Annotated in this window: 20 protein-coding genes and 1 pseudogene; 12 read left to right on the forward strand and 9 right to left on the reverse strand. The window is 73.0% G+C overall.

The genetic code is table 11. The features are described from left to right. Window positions 1–259: 259 nt before the first annotated feature. The 6 genes from AB0D74_RS46420 to AB0D74_RS46445 all read left to right on the forward strand — a co-directional run bounded on the left by AB0D74_RS46420 (window position 260) and on the right by AB0D74_RS46445 (window position 8,724). A complete protein-coding gene (locus tag AB0D74_RS46420; RefSeq protein WP_362601179.1) occupies window positions 260–1,846 on the forward strand; it encodes an IucA/IucC family protein in 1,587 nt (528 codons plus the stop codon). 72 nt (window positions 1,847–1,918) lie between these two features. Then, window positions 1,919–3,628 carry an IucA/IucC family protein gene (locus AB0D74_RS46425; RefSeq protein WP_362601182.1) on the forward strand — a complete coding sequence of 570 codons (1,710 nt, stop codon included), beginning with the start codon at window positions 1,919–1,921 and terminating at the stop codon, window positions 3,626–3,628. After that, window positions 3,625–4,875, forward strand: coding sequence for a type III PLP-dependent enzyme (locus AB0D74_RS46430; RefSeq protein WP_362601185.1), 1,251 nt, complete (start codon window positions 3,625–3,627; stop codon window positions 4,873–4,875). Before AB0D74_RS46425 ends, AB0D74_RS46430 begins: the two co-directional genes overlap by 4 nt. Beyond that, window positions 4,872–6,179: an MFS transporter gene (locus AB0D74_RS46435; RefSeq protein WP_362601188.1), complete on the forward strand. Its 1,308-nt coding sequence runs from the start codon at window positions 4,872–4,874 to the stop codon at window positions 6,177–6,179. The genes AB0D74_RS46430 and AB0D74_RS46435 overlap by 4 nt, the downstream gene beginning before the upstream one ends. 113 nt (window positions 6,180–6,292) lie before the next feature. Then, complete coding sequence (locus AB0D74_RS46440) at window positions 6,293–7,780, forward strand: hypothetical protein (protein WP_362601190.1); 1,488 nt, start codon at window positions 6,293–6,295, stop codon at window positions 7,778–7,780. Between the two features lie 5 nt (window positions 7,781–7,785). Then, window positions 7,786–8,724: a lysylphosphatidylglycerol synthase domain-containing protein gene (locus tag AB0D74_RS46445; RefSeq protein ID WP_362601195.1), complete on the forward strand. Its 939-nt coding sequence runs from the start codon at window positions 7,786–7,788 to the stop codon at window positions 8,722–8,724. A gap of 31 nt (window positions 8,725–8,755) precedes the next feature. Here AB0D74_RS46445 and AB0D74_RS46450 read toward each other — a convergent pair whose 3' ends face one another. From AB0D74_RS46450 to AB0D74_RS46470, 5 genes are read right to left on the reverse strand one after another with little or no spacing between them, the layout of a single operon-like run. Next, the gene (locus AB0D74_RS46450) at window positions 8,756–9,502 is read right to left on the reverse strand and encodes a response regulator transcription factor (RefSeq protein ID WP_362601198.1); all 747 of its coding nucleotides are present in this window, start codon (window positions 9,500–9,502) and stop codon (window positions 8,756–8,758) included. 56 nt (window positions 9,503–9,558) lie between these two features. After that, a complete protein-coding gene (locus AB0D74_RS46455; protein WP_362601201.1) occupies window positions 9,559–12,210 on the reverse strand; it encodes an FtsX-like permease family protein in 2,652 nt (883 codons plus the stop codon). After that, window positions 12,207–12,878 (reverse strand): ABC transporter ATP-binding protein, encoded by a 672-nt coding sequence (locus tag AB0D74_RS46460; protein WP_362601204.1) that lies wholly within the window; start codon window positions 12,876–12,878, stop codon window positions 12,207–12,209. Before AB0D74_RS46460 ends, AB0D74_RS46455 begins: the two co-directional genes overlap by 4 nt. Further along, a complete protein-coding gene (locus AB0D74_RS46465; protein WP_362601207.1) occupies window positions 12,865–13,602 on the reverse strand; it encodes an ABC transporter ATP-binding protein in 738 nt (245 codons plus the stop codon). Before AB0D74_RS46465 ends, AB0D74_RS46460 begins: the two co-directional genes overlap by 14 nt. Before the next feature lie 5 nt (window positions 13,603–13,607). After that, window positions 13,608–14,243 (reverse strand): hypothetical protein, encoded by a 636-nt coding sequence (locus AB0D74_RS46470; protein ID WP_362601210.1) that lies wholly within the window; start codon window positions 14,241–14,243, stop codon window positions 13,608–13,610. A 154-nt stretch (window positions 14,244–14,397) separates the two neighbouring features. On the opposite strand from AB0D74_RS46470, the gene AB0D74_RS46475 reads away from it, so the two are divergent. Together AB0D74_RS46475 and AB0D74_RS46480 are read left to right on the forward strand one after the other, a co-directional pair. Next, a complete protein-coding gene (locus AB0D74_RS46475; RefSeq protein WP_362601213.1) occupies window positions 14,398–15,714 on the forward strand; it encodes a HAMP domain-containing sensor histidine kinase in 1,317 nt (438 codons plus the stop codon). Between the two features lie 217 nt (window positions 15,715–15,931). Beyond that, a complete protein-coding gene (locus AB0D74_RS46480) occupies window positions 15,932–16,609 on the forward strand; it encodes a phosphatase PAP2 family protein (RefSeq protein ID WP_362601216.1) in 678 nt (225 codons plus the stop codon). A gap of 81 nt (window positions 16,610–16,690) precedes the next feature. Here the strand turns inward: AB0D74_RS46480 and AB0D74_RS46485 are convergent, their stop codons facing one another. After that, the gene (locus tag AB0D74_RS46485) at window positions 16,691–17,722 is read right to left on the reverse strand and encodes a M56 family metallopeptidase (RefSeq protein WP_362601220.1); all 1,032 of its coding nucleotides are present in this window, start codon (window positions 17,720–17,722) and stop codon (window positions 16,691–16,693) included. A gap of 4 nt (window positions 17,723–17,726) precedes the next feature. Next, window positions 17,727–18,155, reverse strand: a complete 429-nt coding sequence (locus AB0D74_RS46490) for a BlaI/MecI/CopY family transcriptional regulator (protein WP_362601223.1) — start codon at window positions 18,153–18,155, stop codon at window positions 17,727–17,729. A 323-nt stretch (window positions 18,156–18,478) separates the two neighbouring features. Between AB0D74_RS46490 and AB0D74_RS46495 the strand changes: the two genes are divergently transcribed. The 4 genes and pseudogenes from AB0D74_RS46495 to AB0D74_RS46510 form a co-directional block, all read left to right on the forward strand. Beyond that, window positions 18,479–19,132, forward strand: a complete 654-nt coding sequence (locus AB0D74_RS46495; RefSeq protein ID WP_362601226.1) for a response regulator transcription factor — start codon at window positions 18,479–18,481, stop codon at window positions 19,130–19,132. After that, window positions 19,123–20,391 carry a HAMP domain-containing sensor histidine kinase gene (locus tag AB0D74_RS46500; RefSeq protein WP_362601229.1) on the forward strand — a complete coding sequence of 423 codons (1,269 nt, stop codon included), beginning with the start codon at window positions 19,123–19,125 and terminating at the stop codon, window positions 20,389–20,391. The genes AB0D74_RS46495 and AB0D74_RS46500 overlap by 10 nt, the downstream gene beginning before the upstream one ends. Window positions 20,392–20,429: 38 nt before the next feature. Continuing rightward, window positions 20,430–21,704, forward strand: coding sequence for a hypothetical protein (locus tag AB0D74_RS46505; RefSeq protein WP_362601232.1), 1,275 nt, complete (start codon window positions 20,430–20,432; stop codon window positions 21,702–21,704). 83 nt (window positions 21,705–21,787) lie between these two features. Then, window positions 21,788–22,552: pseudogene (locus AB0D74_RS46510) on the forward strand (hypothetical protein); the annotation flags it as partial. 39 nt (window positions 22,553–22,591) lie between these two features. Here AB0D74_RS46510 and AB0D74_RS46515 read toward each other — a convergent pair. Both AB0D74_RS46515 and AB0D74_RS46520 read right to left on the reverse strand, forming a co-directional pair. Then, window positions 22,592–23,563, reverse strand: coding sequence for a fumarylacetoacetate hydrolase family protein (locus AB0D74_RS46515; RefSeq protein WP_362601235.1), 972 nt, complete (start codon window positions 23,561–23,563; stop codon window positions 22,592–22,594). Between the two features lie 42 nt (window positions 23,564–23,605). Continuing rightward, window positions 23,606–24,544: a VOC family protein gene (locus AB0D74_RS46520; RefSeq protein WP_362601238.1), complete on the reverse strand. Its 939-nt coding sequence runs from the start codon at window positions 24,542–24,544 to the stop codon at window positions 23,606–23,608. Window position 24,545 lies beyond the last annotated feature (1 nt).

Raw genomic sequence — 24,545 nt, forward strand, 5'->3', positions numbered from 1 at the left:
GTGAGGGCCGCGGCCGGTGCGACCGCGCCGACAGCGCTCGAAAACATGTCTAACGGCCTGCCGTACCGAACGTGCCGACCGCCGTGGAAGCCACCGGAACGCCGTACGGCGAATCGCTTCTCCAGCGGGCGCCGGAAGTCCCGCTGTCATTCCCCTGGCGATCCGTTGGACGGCCCTCTCCTAGCGTCGGCTGCACGGGCGGCGCCACCTGGGCGCCGCCCGGCCAACACCCCCCAAGCACCCGGGACACCCCATGCCCATGGAACGACCGCCACTTGACGAACTGCGCCGCGTGCGCCCCGACTTGGCAGAGCCGTTCACGACCGCGCTCCCGGGAGCACGCGCGAGCGTCCTGGCCCGCCTGTGGGGAGCCCTCGTACGAGAACCCCTGCCCGGAGTGGTGGGGCACCGCCGGGATTCCGGTGCCCTGGTGGTCGAGCTGCGGCGGGGCGGCGTGCTCTCGGCGGCCGAGTCCTGCGCGCGGCCGTTCGCCGAGGTGCCCGAGGACTTCACCGTGTCCGGGCCCGACGGACCGATCAGCGAGCCCGCCGAGCTGCTGGCACAGCTCGGCCTCCGCACCCCCGCCGCGGAGCGCCTGACGGCGGAACTCGGCAACAGCGTGGTCAACCTTGCCCTGGCCAGGGCCGCGAACCCCGGCGGCGCGGCCCTTCCCGCCGACTCGGCCGACGCCGAGCAGGCGGTGATCGAGGGCCATCCGCAGCACCCCTGCTGCCGCACACGTACCGGCATGTCGATCGCCGACGTACTCGCCTACGCTCCCGAACACCACCCGGTGGTCCGGCTGGCGCTGCTGCGCGTCCCGGCCGACCGCTGGCGGGGAGCCGGGACCTGGCCGCGGCACCTGCGGGACGGCGACACGATCCTGATGCCGCTCCACCCCTGGCAGCGGGACCACGTGCTCACGCACCACCGGGACCTGGCCGTCGCGGAGGAGACCGTCCCGGCCCGGCCGCTGCTGTCGCTGCGCACCCTGGCACCGCTGGGCGTCCTGCCCGGCTGCCACCTCAAGACGGCACTCGACGTGCAGGTCACCAACTACCGGCGCACCATCTCCCCGGCCGAGGTCGCCGACGGCCCCCCGCTGTCCGACCTGGTCTCGGCCCTCGTCGACAAGACCGGATACGGCGACAGCCTGCGCGTCCTGCGCGAGCTGGGCGGAGGTGCCGTGTGCGTGGCCGGGGAGCCCTCCGCGAGCCTCGCGGCGATGGTCAGGGAGTCGACGGAGTGCCACCTCGACGCCGGGGAGATCGCGGTTCCGCTCACCGCCGTCCACGCGACCGGCGCGGCCGTGGTGTCGGGAGACCCGGTGCGCTGGCTGGCCGACTTCGCCGGGCTCGTCCTGCCGCCCGCGCTGACGCTGCTGTCCATGGGCGTGGCCCTGGAGGCGCACGGCCAGAACACCCTGGTCGTCCTGCGGGACGGACGGCCGGTCCGGGTGCTGTACCGGGATCTGGACGGCGTGCGGGTCAGCCCGCGCCGCCTGGCCCGCTGCGGCTTCTCGCTGCCGCCGCTGCTCGGCACCCGTGCCGGGGACGACGTGGCCGCACTGCACACCAAGCTCTTCGGGGGGCTGGTCAGCGGCGTCTTCAGCGAACTGGTCCACGTCCTCGCCCGGACCCACGGCGTCGAACCCCGGGCGCTGTGGGGCGTGGTGGCGGAGGCCGCCCGCCGGGTCTTCGCCGGTCTGCCGGGCGGCCACGAGGACGAGGCGGCGCTCTTCGGGGACACGATCCCGCTGAAGGCGACCGTCGCGATGCGCCTGGCCGACGACCCGGGCAAGGCCCGGTGGACACCGCTCCCCAACCCGCTCGCCCGGTGCCGCTGACCTCCGAACCGGCCCGTGCCTGCCGCTGTGCCAACTCCCCAGCCCTGTTTCCCTGTTACGTGGAGCTACCGCATGACCACCAGCGCTACGACCAGCGTCACCACCGCCCCGACCGCATCGCCGACCGAGCCGACCGAGCCGACCGGGCTCGCAGATTCCGTCACCGCCCACACGCTGCTCAACTGCCTGATCCGTGAGGTGTCCGCCCCCGAACACCAGGTGACGGTCGACGGCGACCTCCTCCTGCTCCGGCTGCCCCGCCGGGGCGTCCTGCTGCGCTCCCGGCTGCGCCGGGTGTCCCTGATCGGAGCGCACCGCTTCCGGGGCCCGGTGCAGCGGCTCGACGACGGCACCTGGGTGACCGTGGGCTGGCGGGAGCTGGCCGGTCACATCCGGGACGAACTGGAACTGCGTACGGGGGTCGCGAACGAGGAGTTCCTCGGCCAGGTGGCGGACAGCCGGGAGACGATCCACACCGCGCTGACGGAGCGGGCCGACCTCACCCCGCACCCCGACCCCTACGTGGCCTCGGAGCAGTCACTGGTGTTCGGCCATCGCTTCCACCCCACTCCCAAGGCCCGCACCGGCAATCCGGAGGACTGGCTGGCGTACGGGCCGGAGACCGGTGCCCGCTTCCGCCTGCGCCGTCTCGCCGTGCGCCGCTCTCTCGTGCGCGAGGAGGGCGACTTGCGGGAGCTGGACGCGCTGCACCCGGCCGCCGATTCCGGGTTCGCGGTACTGCCGGTGCACCCCTGGCAGTACCGGATGCTGCGGGACCACGTCCGGCTGCGCGCGGCGATGGCCGCAGGCGACGTCGTCGACACGGGGGTGAGCGGGCCGGAGCTGGTGCCGACCGCGTCGGTGCGCACCCTCTACGACCCCGACGCCGACACCTTCCTCAAGTTCAGCCTGAACGTCCGGCTCACCAACTGCGTCCGCAGGCACGCACGTTACGAGCTGACCGGAGGCGTCGCGCTCGACCGCCTGCTCCGGCCGCTCTTCGCCGCACTCGCCGTCCGCTTCCCGGGCTGCGTACTCCTGGCCGAGCCCGGCTACCGCACGCTCGACACCGGTGACACGGACCTCCTGGAGGGCCTCGGCGTCGTCGTCCGCTCCGGCCTGCGCCGCCATCTGCTGCCCGGGGTGACGCCTCTGCTCGCCGCCGCGGTCGCCGACGAGTACCCGACCGGCACCGCCCACGTCTCCCATCTGCTCGCCCGCGCCGGCGGGGACGTCCTGGCCTGGTGGGACGGGTACCTGCGGCTCCTGCTGCCCCCGGTCCTCGCCGCCTACTTCGAGCACGGCGTGGTCCTGGAACCCCATCTGCAGAACGTCGTCGTCGGGGTGCGCGCCGACGGCACCCCGGCGCAGATGTTCTTCCGCGACCTGGAGGGCACCAAGATCCTTTCCGGGTACCACGAACACGCTCTGGGCGACCTGCCCGACGACGTCCGCGACGCCCTCACCTACGATCCCGAACGCGGCTGGAACCGGGTCGCCTACTGCCTCCTGGTCAACCACACCGCCGAGGTCCTCGGCGCCCTGGCCGACCTCGACCCCACGCTGGAACCCGCCCTGTGGGGCCTGGTCCGCGACCACCTGGAGGCCTATGCGCGCACCGCCGCCGAACCGCCCCGGCTGCGTGCCCTGCTGTCCGGGGTACCGCTGCCCGCCAAGGCCAACCTCCTGTTGCGCTGGTCCCGCAAGGCCGACCGGCACGCCACCTACGTCCCGTTGCCCAGCCCGCTCGGCGCGGACTTCCCCCGCGAGGTGGTCCGATGAGGCCCGCCACGTACGACCTCGTCGCCGGGCTGCCCGACGACGACCTGCCGGCCTACGTCTACGACCTGCCGGACCTGCGCGAGCACGTGCGGACGATCCGCGCCGCCCTGCCGGAACGCGTCGAGCTGCTGTACGCGGCCAAGGCCAACTCCGACCCCCGGATCCTCGGGACCCTCGCCGAGCACGTCCACGGGTTCGAGGTCGCCTCCGGCGGCGAACTCGACCACGTCCGCACGCTCGTCCCAGCAGCACCGATCGCCTTCGGCGGCCCCGGCAAGACACCGGGCGAGCTGATCCGGGCACTGGATGCGGGAGTCGAGCGCCTGCACATCGAGAGCGAACACGAACTGCGCCTGCTCAGCAGCCTGTTGGGCGACCGGACCGTGGACGTCCTGCTGCGGGTCAACCTGCCCGTCGACGTCGGTCAGGTCGCCCTGGCCATGGGCGGCGGCCCCTTCGGCATGGACCCGGTCCAACTGGACCGCTGCCTGGCGGTGTTGGCGGACGCCCCGGGCATCCGGCTGCGCGGTCTCCACGTCCACCTGGCCAGCGGACTCCAGGCCAGGCCCCAGCTCGCCCTCGTCGACAGGATCCTGACCTGGGCCGACACCTGGGCCGGTGACCGCGGGATCGACCTCTCCGAGGTCAACGTCGGCGGCGGAATGGGCGTCGACTACACGCACCCGCCCAGGGTGTTCGACTGGCCCGCCTTCGGCGCCGGGCTCGGCCGGATCCTCGCCGACCGCCCGCGCCTCACCCTCCGGATCGAACCCGGCCGCTCGGTCACGGCGTACTGCGGCTGGTACGTGACCCAGGTCCTGGACATCAAGTTCAGCCGCGGGCACGCGTTCGCCGTACTCCGCGGCGGCACCCACCACCTGCGCACCCCGGCCGCCAAACAGCACGACCAGCCCTTCGAGGTGATTCCCGACGACGTCTGGCCGCGGTCCTGGGAGCGCCCGGAGGCCCGCGACGAGCCGGTGACGCTGGTCGGACAGCTGTGCACGCCCAAGGACGTCCTGGCCGGCCGGATCATGGTCGAACGGCTGCGCGTCGGCGACCGGGTCGCGTTCGCCATGGCCGGCGCCTACGCCTGGAACATCTCCCACCACTCCTTCCTCATGCACCCGCACCCGACCTTCCACCACGTCGAAGAAGCACCGGGAACACCGCGAACCCCGCGAACACCGCGAACACCGGGAGCACCGGCGCCCGCCGAGCGCACGTACGCCCACCGGCGCTCATGAGCGAGGGCGCCCGACTGCCGGCCGCCCTCGCGGTCCGGTCCTTCCGCCGCTATCTGCTCGGGCAGCTGACCTCCAACATCGGCACCTGGATGCAGCGCGCCGGCCAGGACCTGCTCGTCCTCCACCTCACCGGCGGCAGCGGCAGCGCGGTCGGCATCGTGACCGCGCTGCAGTTCCTGCCCCAGACCCTGTTCGGCCTGACCGGAGGCGTCCTCGCCGACCGCTACCCGAAGCGGCGGATCCTGCTCCTGGCCCAGACGGCCATGGCGGCGCAGTCCCTCCTGCTCGGACTGCTGACGGTCACCGGGACGGTGAGCCTGCTCTCCGTCTACGCGCTGGCCTTCGCCCTCGGCACCGCCACCGCCGTGGACAGCCCGGCCCGCAACGCGTACATCTGCGAACTGGTCTCCCGGGAGCACGTGGCCGCCGCGGTCAGCCTGAACTCCGCCCAGTTCAACCTGGCCCGCATCCTCGGCCCCGCCCTCGCTGGCCTGACCGTCGCCGCCTTCGGCACGGGCCCCGTCTTCCTCGTGAACGCCGCCTCGTACCTGGCCGTCCTGTACGGCCTCGCTACCATCCGCACGGAAGCGCCGGAAGCGCCGGAAGCGCCAGCGGGGCCGGAGGGCCATTGCGGGCCCCGCCCTCGCTCCGCGCGCCTGCGGGACGCCTTCCACGCCATCACCACCACCCCCGACCTCCTCCTGCCGATCAGCCTCATCGCCTTCGTCGGCACCTTCGGCCTTAACTTCCAGGTCACCATCTCGCTCGTGGCGATCACGGTCCTCCACTCGGGCGCCGCCGCGTTCGGCTGGCTCTCCGCCGCCTACGCCGCGGGCAGCCTCATCGGCGCGATGTACGCGGCGGGCCGCGGGAAGCCCCTCGGCACCCGGCGCCTCGTCACCACCACGGTCGTCTTCGGCGCACTGGAGGCCGCGCTGGGCCTGATGCCCGGCTACGGCACCTTCGCCGCCCTGCTGATCCCCACCGGCTTCGCCGCCGTGACCGTGACCACCACCGCCAACGCCCTCACCCAACTCCACGCCGCCCCGCACCTGCGAGGCCGCGTCATGTCCGTCTACTTCGTCGTCCTCCTCGGCGGCACCCCCCTCGGCGCCCCGCTCACCGGACTGGTCTCCGACGCCCTCGGTGCCCGGGCCGGTCTCGTCCTCGGCGGCGCCGTCTCGGCCACCGCCGCGCTCGTGCTCCCCGCGCTGCTGAAGGCCCGGGCCCGCCGACGTGCCCGGGCCGTCCAGGGGGTGCCCGCCCCGGCACCGGCGGAACGGAAGCCGGAGGTAAGGCACTGACACGTCCTCTTCTCACCCGCCTCTCACCCTACAAGCCGTAGGGTGGAGCGTTCTCCTACGACCTGTAGGAGGATCCGGCTCCACCGCCGGCACGGGACGACGAGAGGTGCGAGATGGCGGACGGCCCGAGCGCCACGACGACCAGCGCCCCCCGGGCCAAGCTTCCTGCGCGGTCCGCCGTACCTCGCCGCCCGCGCGCGGACCCCTGGCTCGCGACGGTCGCGGTCGCCTTCACGCTCGCCCAGCTCGTCCTCGTACGGCCCGGCCTCGGGCTCGGCTGGGACGAGACGGTCTACGTCAGCCAGGTCAGCGGTCACGTGCCCGCCGCCTACTTCAGCGCGCCCCGCTCCCGCGGCATCTCGCTCCTCGTCGCCCCGATCGCCTCGTGGTCCGACTCCACCGTCCTCCTGCGGATCTACCTGGCCGTCCTCTCCGGCCTGGCCCTCTACCTCGCCCTGCGCGTCTGGCGAACCCACCTCGGGCCCCGCGTCGTCGCCCTGGCCGCGGCCCTGTTCGCCTCGCTGTGGGTGACCCTGTTCTACGGCCTTGAGGCCATGCCCAACTACTGGGTCGCCATCGGCGCCCTGGCCTGCGTCGGCTGCTTCCTGCGCGCCCGCGCGAACGCACGGGACCGGGCGGCCTGGTGGGGCGTGTTCGCGGGAGCGGCGCTGATGGCGTGGATGCGCCCCATGGACGCGGTCTACGTCGTACTGCCGCTGCTCGCCCTCGCCCTGCGCCGCCCGCGCCTGCTCGCCGTACTGGCCGCCGGGCTGCTGGCCGGCGCCGGCGAATGGGTGATCGAGGCCTACGTGAGCTACGGCGGTCTCGGGCAACGCCTCTCCGACGCCTCCGCCATTCAGGGCGGCCTCGGCTGGCACCTCGCCGTCGTCGACCAACTGCGCAGTCTGGGCGGGCGAACCCTGTGCCGGCCCTGCACCGGCTCGGCCCCGAGCCCGCTGGTGACCCTGTGGTGGTTCGCGCTCCCGCTCCTCGCCGCTCTGGGGGCCGTGATCGCCGTCCGCGCCCGCCGCGCGCTGCCCACCCTGCTGCCGCTGGCCTGCGCCGCCACGGCCGCCGTCCCCTATCTCTTCCTCATCGGCTACGCGGCCCCCCGGTTCCTGCTCCCCGCCTACGCCCTGCTCGCCCTCCCCGTCGCCGGCGGCCTGGCCCACCTGGTCACCGCCCCGGCCCGTGGCACCGCACGAGCCCTGGCCGTCGGCCTGGTGGCGGTCGGACTGGCGGGTCATCTCGCCGTGCAGTACGTGGTCCTGGAACACACCGTGCACAGCTCCGCCGCCTCCCGCACCGACTGGGCCCGCACCGCGACGGCCCTGCACAGGCTCGGCGTACGGCAGCCGTGCCTGCTCAGCGGCTACGACGCCGTCCCGATCGCCTACTACACCGGCTGCGGCTCCGCACAGGCGGCAGGCCACGACGCCAGCACCACCGTCACCGGACTGCAACGTGCCGCCCACCGCACCTCCTTCGCCGTCCTCGTCCCGCCGGGAAGACGCGCACCCGCGTACGCACGCACCTGGCCCCACGCGCGGGCCGGCGTCCTCCAGGCGTACGTGGCGCCCGACGCGCGGCGGGGGAGGTGAGCGCCGTGTCCGCCACCGAGAGCCTGCCGGTCACCTCGGGCAGACGTCTGTACCTCCACCTGGGAATCACCCTCGCGGTACTGGCCGCCGCCGTCGCGGTGCTCGCCGCGCACCGGGCCACGCTGGGCAGCGGCACCGAGCGGCTGGCCGGCGCCGACGGGGAGTGGCTGGTGCTCGCCTGCCTCGCCGCCGTCGCCACCTGGCTGAGCGCGGCCGTGGCACAACAGGGCGCGGTGGTCGAACGCCTGCCCAGCGGGCGGCTGGTGGCGGCGCAGTTCGCGGCCGGTGCCGCCAATCACCTGCTTCCTGCGGGCGCCGGAGCGACCGTGGTCAACCTGCGGTTCCTGAGGCGGTGCGGGCTGTCCACCCGGCGCGCGGCGACCGCACTCGCGGTGAAGGCGGCCGTCGGCGGGGTCGTCCGGTGCGTGCTGGGCGTGGCCCTGCTGGTCGCCGCCCCCGGCACGGTCGGCCTCTCGGTGCGGATCCCGCATGTGCTGGTCCTGCTGCCGATGGCGGGCGCGGCGGTCGGCCTGGCGGTCGCGGTCAGCCGCCGCCTCCGCCGAGCGGTGGGCCAGGCCTTCGCCGACGTGCGCGAGGTGCACCGGAGCCGGGCGCGGGCCTGTGCGCTGTGGGGCGGGTCCGTCGCGTTCGCCCTGCTGCACGCCGGGGTGGTCGTCGCCGTGGTCCATGCGATCGGCCTCGGTCTCCCCACCAGCCGGGTCGTGATGGCCTACCTGGTCGCCAGTGGCGCGGCGGCGCTGCTGCCCACACCGGGCGGACTGGGCTCGCTGGACGCCGTGCTCGCCCTGGCCCTCACGGCGGCCGGAGCACCGGGACCTGACGCGGTTTCGACGGTCCTGGGCTACCGCCTGCTGACCGGGTGGCTTCCGATGGCCCCCGGGTTGCTCGTACTCGCGCTCCTGGTCCGCCGCAAGGCGCTGTGAACGCCGCCGTACCGCAGGGGCGGGCGCGGGCTCAGTCCCGCGGTTCCGGTTGCCGTTCCAGCCGGTACCCGTGCCCCCGCAGCGTGGTGATCCGGGGCAGCAGGACCGGCCGCCCGCCTGCCTGTGCCGCCTCGGTCAGCCTGCGGCGCAGGCCCGCCAACGTCACGTCGAGGGTCTTGGTGGACCCGAACCAGTTCTCGTCCCACACCTCGGCCATCAGTGTCTCGCGCGAGACCGCCTCGCCGATCCGCCCGGCCAGCACCGCGAGCAGGTCGAACTCCTTGGCCCGCAGCGGGACGTCGGCACCGAGCAGAGCGCAGCGCCGGGCCGTCACGTCGACGACCAGGTCCCCCAGCAGCACCGGCTCGCGAGCCGGTGCCGCCGCCGTGTGCCGTCTGAGGTGCGCGCGCAGCCGGGCGAGCAGCACGGTCAGGCTGAAGGGCTTGACCAGATAGTCGTCGGCGCCTGCGTCCAGACCGGCGATGATGTCGATGTCGTCGGTCCGTGCCGTCAGCACGACGATCAGCAGGTCGGGAAGGCGGGCCCGCAGTCGCCGGGCGACGTCCAGGCCGTCCATGTCCGGCAGCCCCAGGTCCAGCAGGAGCACGTCGTACGGGGCCCGTGCCGCTTCCGCCAGCGCGCCGGTTCCGGTGCGGCACCACGTCGGCGCGTAGTCGTGGCCGCGCAGGCCGGTCTCCAGGTGGCGGCCGATGGTGTCGTCGTCCTCGACGACGAGGACACGCAGTCGGCTGCGGTCGGGTGCGGCGGGCGTGCGCATGGGCGACAGCCTAGAAGCCGTGGCGGCGCGCGGCCCGTCGCCGGTGTACGCCGGGTTCACAGGTCCCGGAGCTCCTCCACGGCGGGACGCCGGCTGCCGCGGATGCCGTTCAGGGCCGCGGCGAGAACGGCGGCGAGGGCGGCTGCACCCGTGAGCGCGAGATAGGCCCCGGGGACCGACAGGGCTGCCGGTGGCGGATCGAAGACCCCGGTGAGGACCTTGACGAGCATCTCCGACAGGGCCCAGCCGATGAGGGCGCCGCCGGCCAGACCGCCGGCGGCCAGCAGCAGGGCCTCGGAGAGGACCATGCCGCGCAGGTGGCGGGGCCGGGCGCCGAGGACGGTGGCGACGGCGAAGGTGCGACGCCGTTCGGCGAGTCCGAGGGCGAGGACGAGACCGCCGGCTCCGGCGGCGAGCAGGACCGCGAAGGCGAGTTCGATGCGGGTGAGGCCGGCCAGGTCGACCGAGGTCAGGCTGGTACCGACGGTGCCGCGGGTCTGGGTGAGGTCGGTGACGGTGGCCCCGGTGCCGAGCTGCTTGCGCAGCTGACCGGCGATCCCCGGCTGGTTCGTGCCGCCGGTGTCGAGGAGGAAGGCGCCGACCGTGTCGCTGCCGGTGGCCTTGGCGATGTAGGAGGCATTGGCGACGAAGAAGCTGTCCTTGGGCGCGGTGGGGAACTCCTTGGCGATGCCCGCGTAGTGGAAGGGGACCGTGCGCAGGGCCTTGGTACGGGCGTCCTGGATGCGCAGGTTGAGGGTGTCGCCGGGGGAGAGCTGGAAGTCGTTGACGGTCTCGACGCTGACCAGGATGTTGTCCGGGCGCTGGGCGAGGCGGCGCATCAGCTGCTGGGCGGTGCCGCCCGCGAAGTAGGCGTCCTGGAGGGAGGTGGCCCCCGCGATGGTGTCCGGCCGGACGCCGTAGAGGTCCTGGAGGTCGGATCCGACGTAGGCGAAGCGGTGCTGGAGCGGCTCGACGTGCCGTACACCGGAGATCTTCAGGCTGTTCCCGGCGGTGGGCGGGACCTGGGCGCCGGGGGGTTCGGTGACGGTGACGTCGGCGCCGTTGGTGAGCCGGGCGTCGACCTCGGCCTGCTGCTGGTAGGTCGCGTTGAAGACGGCGGTGGAGATCGCGAAGGAGACGGCGAGGGCGAGCAGGACCACCGACCGGGCGAACGGGCGGCGCCGCCGGGCCAGGACGGCCGCGGTGGTGCCGGCCAGGGTCGCGGTCAGTGGCCGGACCAGCCGGGCCAGGGTGGGGCGGCCGTGGGTGAGGGCGAGCAGGGTGAGGCGCCACAGCAGCAGGCCCGCGCCGATCCACAGCAGGGCGGGACCGAGGAAGGCCCAGTACGACACGGAGATGCTGGGGACACCCTCGGGGGCGAGGACGAGCGCGTACTGGTTGCCGGAGGAGGCCCGGAAGACGAGCCACGAGCCGATCAGGAGGGCGAAGTCCAGGCCGTAGCGCATCCACCACGGCGACCGGGAGCGTCGTACGTCCTCCTGCTTGCGCGTGTCGGCGACGGTGACCGCGCGCAGGTCGCGCAGGGCGGGGACGAGGACGGCGCCCGCGGCCACCGCGGCGCCGAGGACGAAGGCGACCGCGTACCAGAGGGACCAGGTTCCGGCGCTCGCGCCGAAGGAGGCGGTGCCGAAGGCGAGCCGACCGGTGAGGGCGGCGATGCCCAGTCCCGCCAGGCCGCCGACCAGGCCGATCAGGGCGGCCTCCAGGCCGGCGAGCGCGGTGATCTGCCGGGGCCGCAGCCCGCGCAGCCGCAGCAACCCCTGTTCCTGGCGGCGCCGTTCGCCGCCGGCCGAGGCGACCGCCGCCGTCAGCGCGGCGGCCAGCACCGCGCCCGGCACGCCGAGGAAGAGGAAGAGGATCTGGGCGTACAGGGCGTCCTGGCGGGCCGAGTCGAGGGCGGCGCCGATGTTGTTGCCGACCAGGGCGGTGCCCGAGGAACGGGCTTCGAGGTTGTGGGCGGCGCCGGTGACGGAGGTGTAGGCGGCGGCCGGGTCGGAGGGCAGCCGGCCGTTGTCACGGGCCGCGTGGATCTGCGTGGTGACCCCGGTCGCGCCGCGGGTCAGGGCGGCGAACCGGGCGGCGGGCAGCAGGACGACGTTGTCCGGGGGCGCGGTCGGCTGGGACTGACTGGGGGCGCCGACGGTCTGGAAGAGGGAGTCGGCCTGGGGGAGGTCGACGACACCGTCCACCTTCACCTGGCGCACGCCGACGCCGGGCAGTTGGACGCCGACGGTGTCGCCGGGGGCGGCGTGCAGGTTGGAGGCGGTCTGCTGGGCCAGCAGGACACCGGTGTCGGAGCCGGAGAGCGTGCGCAGGGCGTCCGGGAAGAGGGCGCGGTAGCCGTCGGGCAGGCCGAGGGCCATGCCGGGACCTGTGGTCTGGGTGCTGCCCTGCACGCGCGCGGTGAAGCCGCTGGTGTGCGCGAAGCCGACGGGCAGGGCGGCGCGGGTGCCCCGGGCCCCGGCCACCAGGGACCGGACGGCGTTCGGGTCGGCGCCGGGCTGTACCTGGACCTGCCAGTCCACGGCGACCGAGCGCACGGCGCGCTGGGTCATGGTCGCCTTCGACGCGGTGAGGAAGGAACCGAGCGCGGCGACCAGAGCGACCGCGAGCGCGATGCCGGTCAGGGCGGCCAGCAGCCGTCCGGTGCGGTGGCGGGCCAGTCCGCGGGCCCATGCGGCGATCATGACACTTCCTCGGGTGCGAGAGGTGCGAGCAGCCGTCCGTCGCGCATGCTGCGGCGGACGGTGAGCCGGGCGGCGACGGCCGGGTCGTGGGTCGTGACGACGAGGGCCGCTCCGGTGTGGTCGGCGGCCGTCAGGAGGGCGTCCAGGACGCGGGTCCCGGTGGCGTGGTCGAGCCGGCCGGTGGGTTCGTCGGCGAGGATCAGGCGCGGAGCCTGGGCGAGGACCCGTGCGGCGGCCACCCGCTGGGCCTGGCCGCCGGAGATCTCCTCGGGGAGCCGGTCGGCCAGGTCCGCGGCGTCCACGAGGGCGAGGGCCGCGAGCGCGCACTGTCGCGCCTCGCCCTCCGGACGATCGGCGAGGACCAGGGGGAGCGCGGTGTTCTCGACCACGTTCAGGGCGGGGATCAGGCTGTCGCCCTGGAAGACCAGACCGATGCCGTACGGCCCGAGGGAGGCGGCCCGGATGACCGTGCCGCTGGTGGGCTGTTCGAGCCCCGCGAGCAGATGCAGCAGCGAGCTCTTGCCCGACCCCGAGGGGCCGACGACGGCGAGCCGGTCCCCGGCCCTCAGCTCCAGGTCGGCCCCGTGCACGGCCACCACGGACTGCACTCCCCGGCCGAAGGTCAGGGCCGCGTCCACGCAGCTGACGAGCGTGTCATCCGACGGCATCGCGGGCCTCCTCGTGCTCCTGCCGCCGGACATCGGTGGCCTTCCCGTCCGTCAGGGTGATCACCCGGTCCGCGATGCGGACGGCTTCCCGGCTGTGCGTGACGATCAGCACCGCGCACCCCTCCGCGGCCCGCTCCCGCAGCATCGACAGGACCAACTGCTCGGTCTCCCCGTCCAGTTCACCGGTCGGTTCGTCGGCCAGCAGGACGGCGGGCGCGTTGGCCAGCGCCACGGCCAGCCCGGCCCGCGCGAGTTCTCCGCCGGACAGCTGGCGCGGCAGGGCGTGCGCCCGGGCGGCCAGCCCCACCCGGTCCAGCAGTTCCCCGGCCGCCACGGGGGCCCGGCGGCCCCGCGCCCGCTGCGGCAGCCGCACGTTGTCGCGCACGCTCAGGTGCGGCAGCAGGTTACGGGTCTGCAGCAGGACGCCGATGTGCCGGGCGCGCAGCCGGGCCCGCTCGGTCTCGGGCCGGTGGCTGATGCGTACGCCGTCGACGTGGACCTCGCCGCCGGAGGGCTCGTCGAGCCCGGCGAGGCACGCCAGGAGGGTCGACTTGCCGGCCCCGGACGGCCCCACGACCGCGACCGTCTCACCCCGTCGTACCCGTAGGGACACCCCGCGCAGCGCGAGCGTCTCCTCTTCCCCGGCCCGGTAGAAGCGGTAGAGCTCGCGGGCCGTGAGGACGTCGTCGGCGCCGCCGCTGCCGGTGTGTGCGTTGTCGGACATGGGGCTCACCGCCAGGTGAAGGAGTCGCTGACGATGCGCCACGGGTCGACGTTGTCGGCGTTGACCGGGCCGGACAGGGTCACGTCCACCTCGTGTCCCGCACGGTAGAACGCGTACCGCTCGAACGCGTCCCGCACCACCTTTCCGGTGACCGGGTCCTTCGCCGAGTCGCCCTGGTAGGTGAGCAGGACCACCCGCCCGGCGCGCCGGGTCACCTCACTCACCTTGGGCGAGGCGAACTTCGGCACCTGCGCCTGGAGTTGAGGAACGACCTGGCCGGTGACCGAGCCGGCCGTCGGCGCACCGGAGGCGGAGACCGCGGCGATCCGCACGGTGTTGAGCTTGTCGGTGAACGCGGTCGTGCCGCCCTGGCTGGTGTGGGCCCAGCCCTCGGGCACCTTCAGGGTGAAGCCGGCGAAGGAACCGCCGCTCGGCCGGTAGGAGACGTACACCTGGTTGTCGGGGATGTCGCCGGGCGGATTGGACTCGGTGGGCGCCGGTTTGATCTGACCGCTGACCGTGGAGGAACCGGACGCGGAGGCACCGGAACCGGTGCCCGACCCGGACCCGGAACAGCCCGCGGTCACCGCCGCCACGACGCTCAGCCCGACGACGGCGTACGTCCTTCTGTGTGCTGCCATGGCCACTGCCCTCCAGGGAAGTCCGCTGACCGGACGGTCATGGCACCGACGCTAGGAAGACGCCGGTTAACGCCCTGCCCGCCGAGGGTTAGACGACGGCAAAACCGTGTGGCGCAGCGCATCTGCCCAGGTGAACGGCCCGCATGATGGGCGCATGAGACAGCGCGTGGTGCGAGTCGCCCTGACCGCCGCTCTGGTCGCCGTCGTCCTCCTCGCCGTGCCGCTGGCCCTGGCGATCAGGTCGTCCCTGTACGCGGACCAGCGCGACACCCTGGAGCGGGCGGCGCTGGCCGGCGCGGTACGGGTGAGTCCGGACTATGTGAGCGGCGACCCGGTGGAACTGCCCGCGCCCCCGGCCGGCGGGCGGCTCGGCCTGTACGACCCGCACTCGGTACTGCGCGCGGGCAGCGGGCCGCGGCCGGGCGACGCCCCGGTCCGGCAGGCCCTGACCGGTGAGGTGGCGCGGGGCCGGGCGGGCGGCGACCTCGTCGTGGCCGTACCCGTCGCCCACGCCGAGCGGGTGATCGGCGTCGTACGGGCCTCGACCCCCGTCGCCGCCGTACGCGACCGGGTGCTCACCGCGTGGGCGGTCCTGCTCGGCGTGGCGGTGTTCGCCCTGGCCGTCGCCGTCCTCGTCGCCCGCCGACAGGCCCGGGCGCTGGCCGCTCCACTGGAGGAACTCTCCCGCCACTGCCGGGCCGTGACCGAGGGCGACCTGACCGCGCGGGCCGCCCCGAGCAGCATCGCCGAGATCGACCAAGTAGCCCGCACCCACAACGAGATGCTGCACAGCCTCGCCGAACTCCTCCGCCACGAAAGGGACTTCGCCGCCAACGCCTCCCACCAGCTGCGCACCCCGCTCACCGGCCTCCAACTCGCCCTGGAGGCAGGCCTGGCCCAGGAGGACGACGCCCGGTTGCGGCCCGTGCTGACCGAGGCGCTGGCCACCACGCAACGCCTGCACCACACCGTCGAGGAGGTCCTGCGGCTGTCCCGGTCCGGAGAGGCGGCCCGCCCCACCGCCGGAACGACCGGGGTACGGCAGCTGCTGCGGGAGACGGAGGAACGGTGGCACGGCCTCTTCGCCCAGGACGGCAGACGCCTGGAGTGCGCCGTCCGGGACGCACCGGCCGACGCGCGGATTCCGGGCGCGCCCGTGTCGGAGGTGCTCGGCATCCTGCTCGACAACGCGCGGGTGCACGGACACGGCACGGTCCGGTTGGCGGTGCGGGACCTGGACGACGTCCTCGCCTTCGACGTGAGCGACGAAGGGGCCGTGACGGGCGAGCCCGCCCGGCTCTTCGACCGCGGCCGTACCGGGGACGGGCAGGGTACGGGCATCGGCCTCTCCCTCGCCCGCGACCTGGCCGCGGCCCTGGGCGGCAGGCTCTCCCTGACCAGCGGCCGTCCGACCACCTTCACACTCCTTGTTCCCGTCGGCCGGGAAGAGGCCGAAGGGGAGTCCCGGTGAGCCGGGTGCTGCGCATGGTCCGGATGGCCAGACATCCCTTCACCTACAAGATGTAGTAGATTTGATTGGCGATCACCCAGGTGTCGCCGCCATGTCATCCGGGCGTCACCTCGGATGCGGGAAGCGGTCGGCGGCGCAGCCGGCGTCGGACCGCCGCACGCCCACCGGCGCTCACCCGCACGCACAAGCGCTCGCCAGGACGAAAGGACGTCTCGTTATGGTCGTGGCCGCCACCGCGCAACCGGCTCTCGACGGATCCGGTATCGACGGCTCGTTGTTCACCTCGGTCACCGACTTCGCCCGTGACACCAAATGGCTCAACACACCCATGGAGGTGTGGACCAACCTCGGTCTCGGCGTCTTCGCCCTCCTCATGATCGCGGGCTGGTGGACCGCACGGCGCCGCGGCCCACGGGAGATGACCCTCGCGCTGGCCGCACCGGTCGCCGTCCTGACCGCCTTCGCCGCCACCGAGGTCGTCAAGAGCCTGGTCGGGGAGGTGCGGCCCTGCCGGTCGATGCCCCATGCCTACTTCGTCGACACCTGCCCGGCAGCGTCGGACTACGCCTTCCCCAGCGGGCACGCCACCGTCGCCGCCGCGACCGTGGCGGCGCTCTTCCTGCTGGACCGCCGGCTGAGTGCCGTCGCCGCCGCGTTCGCCGTACTGGAGGGCTTCAGCCGGGTCTACGTCGGCGCCCACTACCCCCACGACGTCCTCGCCTCCGCGGTCCTCGCCCTCCCCGTCGCCTTCCTGGTCAGCTGGGCACTGTGCCGCTGGGCCACCCCACTGGTCGGCTCCCTGAGTCATGGGGCACTGCGCCCGTTGCTGGCGGCCGAGCCCGTCACCACCGCACAGCCGGCCCGGCAAGCCGTCTCGGCCGGGAACCGACCCTGACGCTCCGTCCGGCGAAGCAGCGACACCGTCGGGTCAGGAGGCCAGAAGGTCAGAAGGGCAGAAGGCCAGAAGATCAGAAGATCAGAAGTGCCCCTGCCCGTGCTTCGGGTGATCGGGGCCGGCGCAGTGGCCGTCCGGTCCGTGCCCAGGGGAGTCGTCGTGGTCGGGCGGAGGGGTGACGGTGGTGGTGGTCTCGGCATGTGCCGTGCACCGTGCCCACTGCGCGCTGTCGAGCATCCGGTCGCTGTCCGAGGCGGCGTTGGCCAGGCTCGCGCAGCAGACCGCGAGGAGCAGACCGCCGGCCAGCAGGGGCAGGCTCCGGCGGGCCGGCGGCGGGGCCAGCAGGGCCCGTACCCGCTGGGGTACCACCCCACCGGTCGCGGCCAGCGCGGCGGGACGGGAGGCGCCGGCCGATGCCAGGGCGGCGCGGCCGACGGCGTGGGCGACGAGCCTACGGTCACCGACCCGCTCGGCGGCCTCCTCGTCCGCCCAGCGCTCCAGGACGAAGTTGCCTGCGACGGCGACCGGCCGCAGCAGCGGGTTCAGGGCGGCCGTGAGCCGCCACACGCTCTGGAAGACGTGGTGACGTCGGCGCAGATGCGCCCGCTCGTGGGCGAGCAGCGCCTCGCGCTCCGCGGCACCGAGGCAGCGCAGCATCCCCCGGGAGACGACGATCCGGCCCGGTGCCCCGGGCAGCGCGAAGGCCAGCGGGACGTCGTCGTCGAGCACGGCCAGCTCGGTGTCCCCGGGCAGCTCGGCGCACTCCCGCCGGGCCCGGAGCAGGTGGCGGCCCTGCCGGACGGCCGCCACACCCAGGGAGACGACGCACACCGCGAGCACCAGGGTGCTGACGGCCGAGACCACGCCGTAGACGGGGTTCTGGGAGCGCAGCACGGCAACGGACCAGCGGCCCTCCTCGGCGATCTCCGGGATCTGCGCCACTCCGGAGAAGGCCAGCAGGGCGAGTGATCCCGCCCAGCCCGCCGCCGTCACCAGCGCGGCACAGGCCAGCGCCAGGGCCGCCGGGCGCGGGGGCAGCCGATGCGCCACGGGGGGTGCGAGCACGGCGAGGGCGGCCGAGACGAGGAACGGGACGTAGACGCTGATCAGCACCGGCTCACCGCTCCCCGGGCGCGTTCGGGCCCTCGGAGAGTACGTCGTCGTGCCCGGACAGCAACTGGTGCAACAGGTGCTCGTCCTGCTCGGACAGTTCCGAGACGAAGCGGGCGAGGACCGCCTGACGGTCGGAGCCGCCCTTCAGCAGGGAGTGCATGCGCTGGGCGGTGTGCGACGCCTCGTCGCGGGCCGGCTCGTAACCGTAGCCACGGCCCTCGCGGTGCCGTACGAGCATGCCCTTGTCGTACAGCCGGGACAGGATGGTCAGTACGGTCGTGTAGGCGAGGTCGCCCGGCAGCCGATCCCGGACCTCCCGCGCGGTCAGTGATCCGTCGGCGGACCAGAGCGCGGCGAGTACATCGCTCTCCAGCTCGCCGCGTGCCCGTCTGCCGGATGCCTCCTGGCCCTGCTCTTCTCCTCGGCCCGCCACCTCGCCGTCCGCCTTTCCTCTCCGTCGTTGCGTCCACGCTACCGGTCCACCTCCTCCGCGCCGTAGGACCCGCCTTCCCCGTCGTCTCGTTCGCGGCTCGCCGGAGTGTGAGATACCGAACGACTCACGAGCATCTACTACGTCATGTAGAGGCAGGGCGTATCGTGGGGTGCCGCTGGGGCCGGGTGCCCTGAACAGCGTCCGCACTCGTCCCTCCGAAAGGCCCCTGCCCCATGACGGCACCGTTTTCTGCCGCCTCCCGGCCGGCCCGGTTCGTCCCGGTGGATCGCACGGTCCTGAACCTGGAACACCTGGGGTGACCTGTGGCTTTTATCGTGGTATGTGAGGATGACGCGGCGGTCCGTGACGTCCTCAAGCGTGCACTTGAGCACGACGGCCACAGGGTCGCAGCCGCTTCCACGGGAGACGGTCTGCTGCGGCAGCTCGAACCGGTCCCTCACCTGGTCGTCCTGGATCTCGGGCTCCCGGACGCCGACGGCCGCGACGTCTGCCTGGCGCTGCGGGCACGTGGTGTCGACGCCCCGGTGCTCATGCTCACCGCTCTGGACGGCATGCAGCACAAGGTGGGCGGCTTCGAGGCGGGAGCCGACGACTACATGACGAAACCGTTCGACATCCCGGAGTTGCTGGTGAGGGTCCGCGCCCTGCTCCGCAGGACAACCGCGACGACCCCGCCGAGAGGCGTCGTACTCGATCCGGCGAAACATGTCGTGATCCACGGTGCGACGAGCGAGAGCCTGACGCCGACCGAGTTCCGGTTGCTGGGCAGGCTCATCGCCTCGCAGGGCGACGCGGTACGCCGCCACGCCCTTGTCGCTGCCGGCTGGCCGCATGGCGCACAGGTCAGCGACAACACCCTCGACTCCTTCGTCCGCCGGCTGCGGACCAAGCTCGGTGCGCTGGGCGTCGCCGACCGCCTGGCGACGGTCCGCGGGGTGGGCTACCGATGGGAGTGACGGGTTTCCGCGGAAGGGTCGTCGCCCTCGCGGTCCTGATCGCGACAGCGGTCGTCGCCGTGCTGGTCGTGGTCTCCCACGTGCTGCTGAGCCAGGTGACCGAGTCCGACGCGACCGCACTGGCGCGTTCACGCGCCGAGGCGGTGGCGGCCAACGTGACCCTGCGCGGTGACCGCGTCGTGCTGGTCGAGAGCGGCAACGAAGCACTGGACACGGTCTCGTGGGTGTACGCCGACGGCCACCTCGTCGACGGGATCGTGCCGGGCGGCGTCCTCGACCGTGTCGACGCGCTCGTCGGCTCCGGGCGGTCTCAGACCGTCACGGTCGGCAGTGACCTGCTGTACGCCCAGCCGATCCTGCTCGAAGGCCATCACGTCATGGCGGTCGTGAGGGTGGATCTGACACCGTACGAGACGTCGGAACAGCGCAGCCTGACGATGTCCCTCATGCTGGGCGGCATCTCGATCCTGCTCGCGGGCGTGGTCGCGCACCTCGTGGTGGGCCGTGCGTTGCGGGTGGTCCACGACATGGCCGCTCTCGCCGACGACTGGGGCGATCACGAACCCGGGCGCCGATTCGACCTCGGCGTACCCCGCGACGAGTTCGGGGAACTCGGGCGGACTCTCGACCGCCTGCTCGACCGCGTGGACAACGCGCTCGCGGACGAGCGCAGGCTCACCGACGAGATCGCCCACGAACTGCGGACACCCCTGACGGCCCTGCGGGGCGAGGCGCAGCTGGCGCAGCTCGCCGGTCACCCCCTGGCACCGGAGTCCGTTCTGACCGAGGTAGACCGCCTGAACGCGGCGGTCACCACGATTCTGGGTTCCGCCCGGACACGGATCGACGGTGGTACCCGCTGCGATCTGAGAGCGGCGGCACGACAGGCGATCGCCGGCCGCTCCATCGAACTCGCCGTCCCCGCCGACGTCGACGTCGCCGTGGCGACCGAACTCGTCGTGGCCGTGTTGTCACCCCTGCTGGAGAACGGCCTGCGGCATGCGAGTTCGCGCGTCTGGATCACGGCGCGCGTCAAGCCCGAAGGAGCCGTGATCGATGTCCTCGACGACGGCCCCGGCTTTGATCCGGCGGTGGTCGACCGCGTCTTCGAGCCCGGTATGACCAGCGGCGACGGGCACGGGTTGGGGCTGGCCGTGGTGCGGCGTCTGGCCGCGTCCGCGGGAGTGGCGGTCCGTGCGGTCGCGGACGGCCACGGGCGCGTCGAGGTGACCTTCCCGACGCCGGAGGCGATCGCGTAGTCAGGTTGTGTGCAGGTTGGCCGAGCCAACCTCGGCGCATGACAACGACGAGCGAAGCCCGCACGCGCCGCGGTGGGCGGCTGATGCTGAACAAGGTTCCCGAGGTCACCATCTGGTTCTGGGTGATCAAGATCCTGTGCACGACCGTCGGCGAGAGCTTCGCCGACTGGATCAACATGAAGCTGGGCGTCGGCCTGGTGAACACGGCCTGGATCTTCACCGCGGTGTTCGTCGTGGTCCTGGGCGTCCAACTGCGGCTGAAGCGGTACGTCCCGTTCCCGTACTGGCTGACCGTGGTCGTCGTCAGCGTCACGGGCACGCTGTACACCGACATCCTGACCGACCAGCTCAACGTCGCGTTGTGGATCAGCTCCACCGTGTTCTCGGTCCTGCTAGCCGTGGTCTTCGGCGTGTGGTGGCTGCGCGAGCGCACCCTGTCGATCCACTCGGTCACGACGCCGTCGCGTGAGTCGTTCTACTGGCTCACCGTCCTGGTCACCTTCGCGCTCGGCACCGCGACCGGCGACTGGACCCTTGAGCTCACCGGCTGGAGCCCGGGAGTCTCGGTCCTGCTGCCGCTCGGCCTCATCGCGGCGATCACGCTGCTCCGGAAGTTCGGCGCGAACCCGGTGCTGTCCTTCTGGCTCGCCTACATCCTGACCCGCCCGCTGGGCGCCAACATCGGCGACTGGCTCGCCTCCCCGAAGACCGCCCAGCCGGGCGAGCCGACCGGCCTCGCCCTGGGCACCTTCACCACCAGCCTGATCTTCCTCGGCCTGATCCTGGCGACCGTCGTCTACCTGACGGTGACCCGCTCCGACGTGACCGAGACGTACGACGCCACGCACACCCCGCAGACCACCGGCGACCCGAACAGGGAGCGCATGGCCCTGGCGGGCTTCGTCCTCCTCGCCGTCGCCACCGGGGGTCTGCTGGTCTGGGCGCATGGTCAGCCGCACGTCGGCCCGGCGCCGGAGACCGACGCCACCTCCACCGTTCACCTCGCCCCTGGCCAGGCCGTGAAGAAGTTCCCGTCCGCGAAGGTCTCCGCACTCAAGGCACTCGCGTCGACCTCGCTCAAGGACGCGCGATCGGGGAACGAAGCGGGGGCCCACGCGGCTGCCCAGTCACTGCGGGATCTCTGGGACGCCGACCAGGCCGCGCTGCAGCCACTGGACAACACCGGCTGGACGTTCCTCGACGCCCAGATGGACCAGGTGCTGAAGACCTTCGGCATCGACCACCCGAACGCGCCGCTGCCGTCGGCACAGCAGCAGGCCGAGCTCAGCACCCTCCTCACGGACATGGGCTGAGCGACCCGGTCGGCGGCGCCTCTCCCGCGCCGCCGCAGAGCAGTCAGGATGCGTTCAGGTAGTCCGTGGCACGGTCGGGCCTCATGGCAGACGGGACAGCAGAGACCAGGGCGGCGGCGGCCCCGGGCCGCCGGTTGCGGGTGAACAGGCTGCCCGAGGTCACCGTCGGCTTCTGGATCGTCAAGGTGCTCTGGACGACGGTCGGTGGGACCGCCGCCGGCCTGCTCGACGAGAAGGCCGGGCTCGGCCTGACCGGCGTGTCGGTGCTGATGACCGCCCTGCTGGCCGTCGTCCTGGTCGTGCAGTTCCGTACGAGTGCCCACCGTGCCGGCGTCTACTGGTCGGCCGTCGCGCTGATCGGCGTCGTCGGCATGCTGGTGAGCAGGAACCTCACCGACACCATGCGGGTGTCGCCGGAGACCGGTACCACCGTTCTCGCGGTCGTCCTCGCGGCTGTCTTCGTGATCTGGTACCGGCGCGAGCGCACGCTGTCCCTGCACAGCATCGACACCGCGAGCCGTGAGTCCTTCTACTGGCTCGCCGTCCTGCTCACGTTCGCTCTCGGGACCGCCGCCGGTGACCTGGTCGCCGGATGGTCGGGCTTCGGCCCCTGGCTGTCCGCGGTCCTCCTCGGCCTGGTCCTCGCGGCGGTCGCCCTCGCGCACCTGGCGCTCGACCTGGACGCCGTGTGGAGCTTCTGGATCGCCTACATCCTCACCCGCCCGCTCGGCGCGGCCGTCGGCGCCTGCCTCTCCCGACCGGCCCGCGACGGTGACCTGGGCCTTGGCCCGGTCGCCACGAGCGCGCTGTTCCTCAGCGTCATCCTCGGCCTGACCACCTGGCCGGCGGTGACCCGCCGGCGCTTGCGCGGAACTGCCAAGGAGCGGTCAGGGCCGTTTCCGGGAGCGACGTCGGGCGGTGGGGACGGGCACGGGTTCGGGGCCGGGCACCACGGAGTTGGAGAGGGATCCGATGCCCTCGACGGTGAGGGTGACCGTGTCGCCGGGGTGCAGCGGCGGCGGGTCCTGCCGGCCGCGTACGCCCCACAGCTCGGCCAGGCAGCCGCCGTTGCCGCAGGTGCCCGAGCCGAGGACATCGCCGGGGCGGACGACGGTGCCGCGTGAGGCGTAGGCGGTCATCTCCTCGAAGGTCCAGCTCATGTTGGACAGCAGGTCCCGGCCGACCACCTCGCCGTTGATCTCGGCGGTCAGCGCGAGCCGCAGGAAGCCGTCCTGGTCGCGGTGGTTCTCCAACTCGTCGGCCGTGACCAGACAGGGGCCGAGGGCGGTGGCGGTGTCCTTGCCCTTGCACGGGCCGAGGCCGACCTGCATCTCGGCGGACTGGAGGTCGCGGGCGGACCAGTCGTTGAGGACGGTGTAGCCGACGATGTGGTCCCGGGCCTGCTCGGGGGTGAGGTCCCGTCCCTCCCCGCCGATGACGGCGGCGACTTCGAGCTCGAAGTCCAGCACGCTCGAACCCGGGGGCACCGGGATGCCGTCCCCCGGCCCGTACACGGCGTACGGGTTGGTGAAGTAGAAGGTGGGCGCCGCGTACCACCGCTCGGGCACCCCGGCCGACCCGTCCACGGACCGTCGTACGCCCTCGACGTGTTCCTCGAAGGTGACGAAGTCCCGCACGGTGGGCGGCTGGAGCGGTGCCAGCAGTCTCACCTCGGACACGTCGGGGCCGGCCGGCGTGTCGAGGGTGGCCGCGCCCGCTTCGAGGAGGCCGGCCAGGCCGCCGCCCGCGGCGAGCAGTCCGGTCAGTGACCGGACCCCCGGCAGCGGGTGGAGGGTGTCGTCGTCACCGATGACGGCCACGTGCTGTCGGTCCCTGTGTTCGTACGTTGCGAAGCGCATGGGCAGTCCTGGTGGAGTGGGGCGGGTGACGGGCGGAACGGATCAGACCGGCGGGGCGACGAACACGCCGTGGTCGGGGTCGTTGAAGGACTCCTTGGCGATCAGTTCGTTCATGGGGTTGGCGGTGCCCCACTGGTCGGTGACCTCGGGCCGGGAGAAGTCGTAGACGTGGGGGTGCCAGGTGTCCTCGTCGAGGAGTTCCAGTTCGGTGGTGTACTCGACGGTGTTGCCGTGCGGGTCCAGGAAGTAGGTGAAGGTGTTGTCGCCCGCCATGTGCCGGCCCGGACCCCAGACCTTCTGGAACCCGGCTCGGATCACCCGGCCGGAGCCGCGCATGTACTCGTCGATGCCGCGCATCTCGAAGGAGATGTGGTGCAGGGAGGTGTGCGGGCCCTTGGCGACGGCCATGGAGTGGTGCTGGTTGCTGATCCGCATGAAGTGCATGACGTCCCCGACGTGCGGGGAGCTGAGCGTGTCGGAGTGCCGGAAGCCCAGGTGCCGCTCGTACCAGGCGCGGGTCCGGTCCAGGTCGGGGGAGTTGAGGACGACGTGCGAGAGCTTGACCGGGATCGCCTCCTTCTCCTCGATCCTGCGGTGGCGGCGGACCTCCACGTCGGCCGAGACCTCGACGGTGCGGCCGTCGACGTCGAAGAAACGGAAGCCGTAGCCGCCGCCGGGGGTCTCCACCTTGCCCGGCTGGGAGACCAACTGGACTTTCTCCACGAGGAGTTGCTCGGCGAGCGTGTCCACGTCGGCGGCTGAGGCGGCGCCGTAGGAGACCAGGTCGAGGCGCTTGTCGGCGGCCTTGCGCAGCCGGACGACGTACTGCTCGGGCGAGCCTTCCGCGGCGAGGAAGGAGATACCGGAGTCCTCGGCGACCTTGGTCAGGCCCCACACCCCGGCGTAGAAGTCGAGTTGCCTGTCGTAGTCGGGCACGGCGAGGTCGACGTGCCGCAGGTGCGTGAGCAGGCGGTTGCTCATG

The sequence above is a fragment of the Streptomyces sp. NPDC048278 genome, from assembly GCF_040652195.1.
In the GTDB taxonomy this organism is placed as follows: domain Bacteria; phylum Actinomycetota; class Actinomycetes; order Streptomycetales; family Streptomycetaceae; genus Streptomyces.

Bases quoted from the DNA above. Each gene is read 5' to 3' on its own strand.
- AB0D74_RS46420 (WP_362601179.1), top strand. From the start codon at position 260: ATGGAACGACCGCCACTTGACGAACTGCGCCGCGTGCGCCCCGACTTG.
- AB0D74_RS46425 (WP_362601182.1), top strand. From the start codon at position 1,919: ATGACCACCAGCGCTACGACCAGCGTCACCACCGCCCCGACCGCATCG.
- AB0D74_RS46430 (WP_362601185.1), top strand. From the start codon at position 3,625: ATGAGGCCCGCCACGTACGACCTCGTCGCCGGGCTGCCCGACGACGAC.
- AB0D74_RS46435 (WP_362601188.1), top strand. From the start codon at position 4,872: ATGAGCGAGGGCGCCCGACTGCCGGCCGCCCTCGCGGTCCGGTCCTTC.
- AB0D74_RS46440 (WP_362601190.1), top strand. From the start codon at position 6,293: ATGGCGGACGGCCCGAGCGCCACGACGACCAGCGCCCCCCGGGCCAAG.
- AB0D74_RS46450 (WP_362601198.1), bottom strand. From the start codon at position 9,502: ATGCGCACGCCCGCCGCACCCGACCGCAGCCGACTGCGTGTCCTCGTC.
- AB0D74_RS46455 (WP_362601201.1), bottom strand. From the start codon at position 12,210: ATGATCGCCGCATGGGCCCGCGGACTGGCCCGCCACCGCACCGGACGG.
- AB0D74_RS46460 (WP_362601204.1), bottom strand. From the start codon at position 12,878: ATGCCGTCGGATGACACGCTCGTCAGCTGCGTGGACGCGGCCCTGACC.
- AB0D74_RS46465 (WP_362601207.1), bottom strand. From the start codon at position 13,602: ATGTCCGACAACGCACACACCGGCAGCGGCGGCGCCGACGACGTCCTC.
- AB0D74_RS46470 (WP_362601210.1), bottom strand. From the start codon at position 14,243: ATGGCAGCACACAGAAGGACGTACGCCGTCGTCGGGCTGAGCGTCGTG.
- AB0D74_RS46475 (WP_362601213.1), top strand. From the start codon at position 14,398: ATGAGACAGCGCGTGGTGCGAGTCGCCCTGACCGCCGCTCTGGTCGCC.
- AB0D74_RS46480 (WP_362601216.1), top strand. From the start codon at position 15,932: ATGGTCGTGGCCGCCACCGCGCAACCGGCTCTCGACGGATCCGGTATC.
- AB0D74_RS46500 (WP_362601229.1), top strand. From the start codon at position 19,123: ATGGGAGTGACGGGTTTCCGCGGAAGGGTCGTCGCCCTCGCGGTCCTG.
- AB0D74_RS46505 (WP_362601232.1), top strand. From the start codon at position 20,430: ATGACAACGACGAGCGAAGCCCGCACGCGCCGCGGTGGGCGGCTGATG.
- AB0D74_RS46515 (WP_362601235.1), bottom strand. From the start codon at position 23,563: ATGCGCTTCGCAACGTACGAACACAGGGACCGACAGCACGTGGCCGTC.
- AB0D74_RS46520 (WP_362601238.1), bottom strand. From the start codon at position 24,544: ATGAGCAACCGCCTGCTCACGCACCTGCGGCACGTCGACCTCGCCGTG.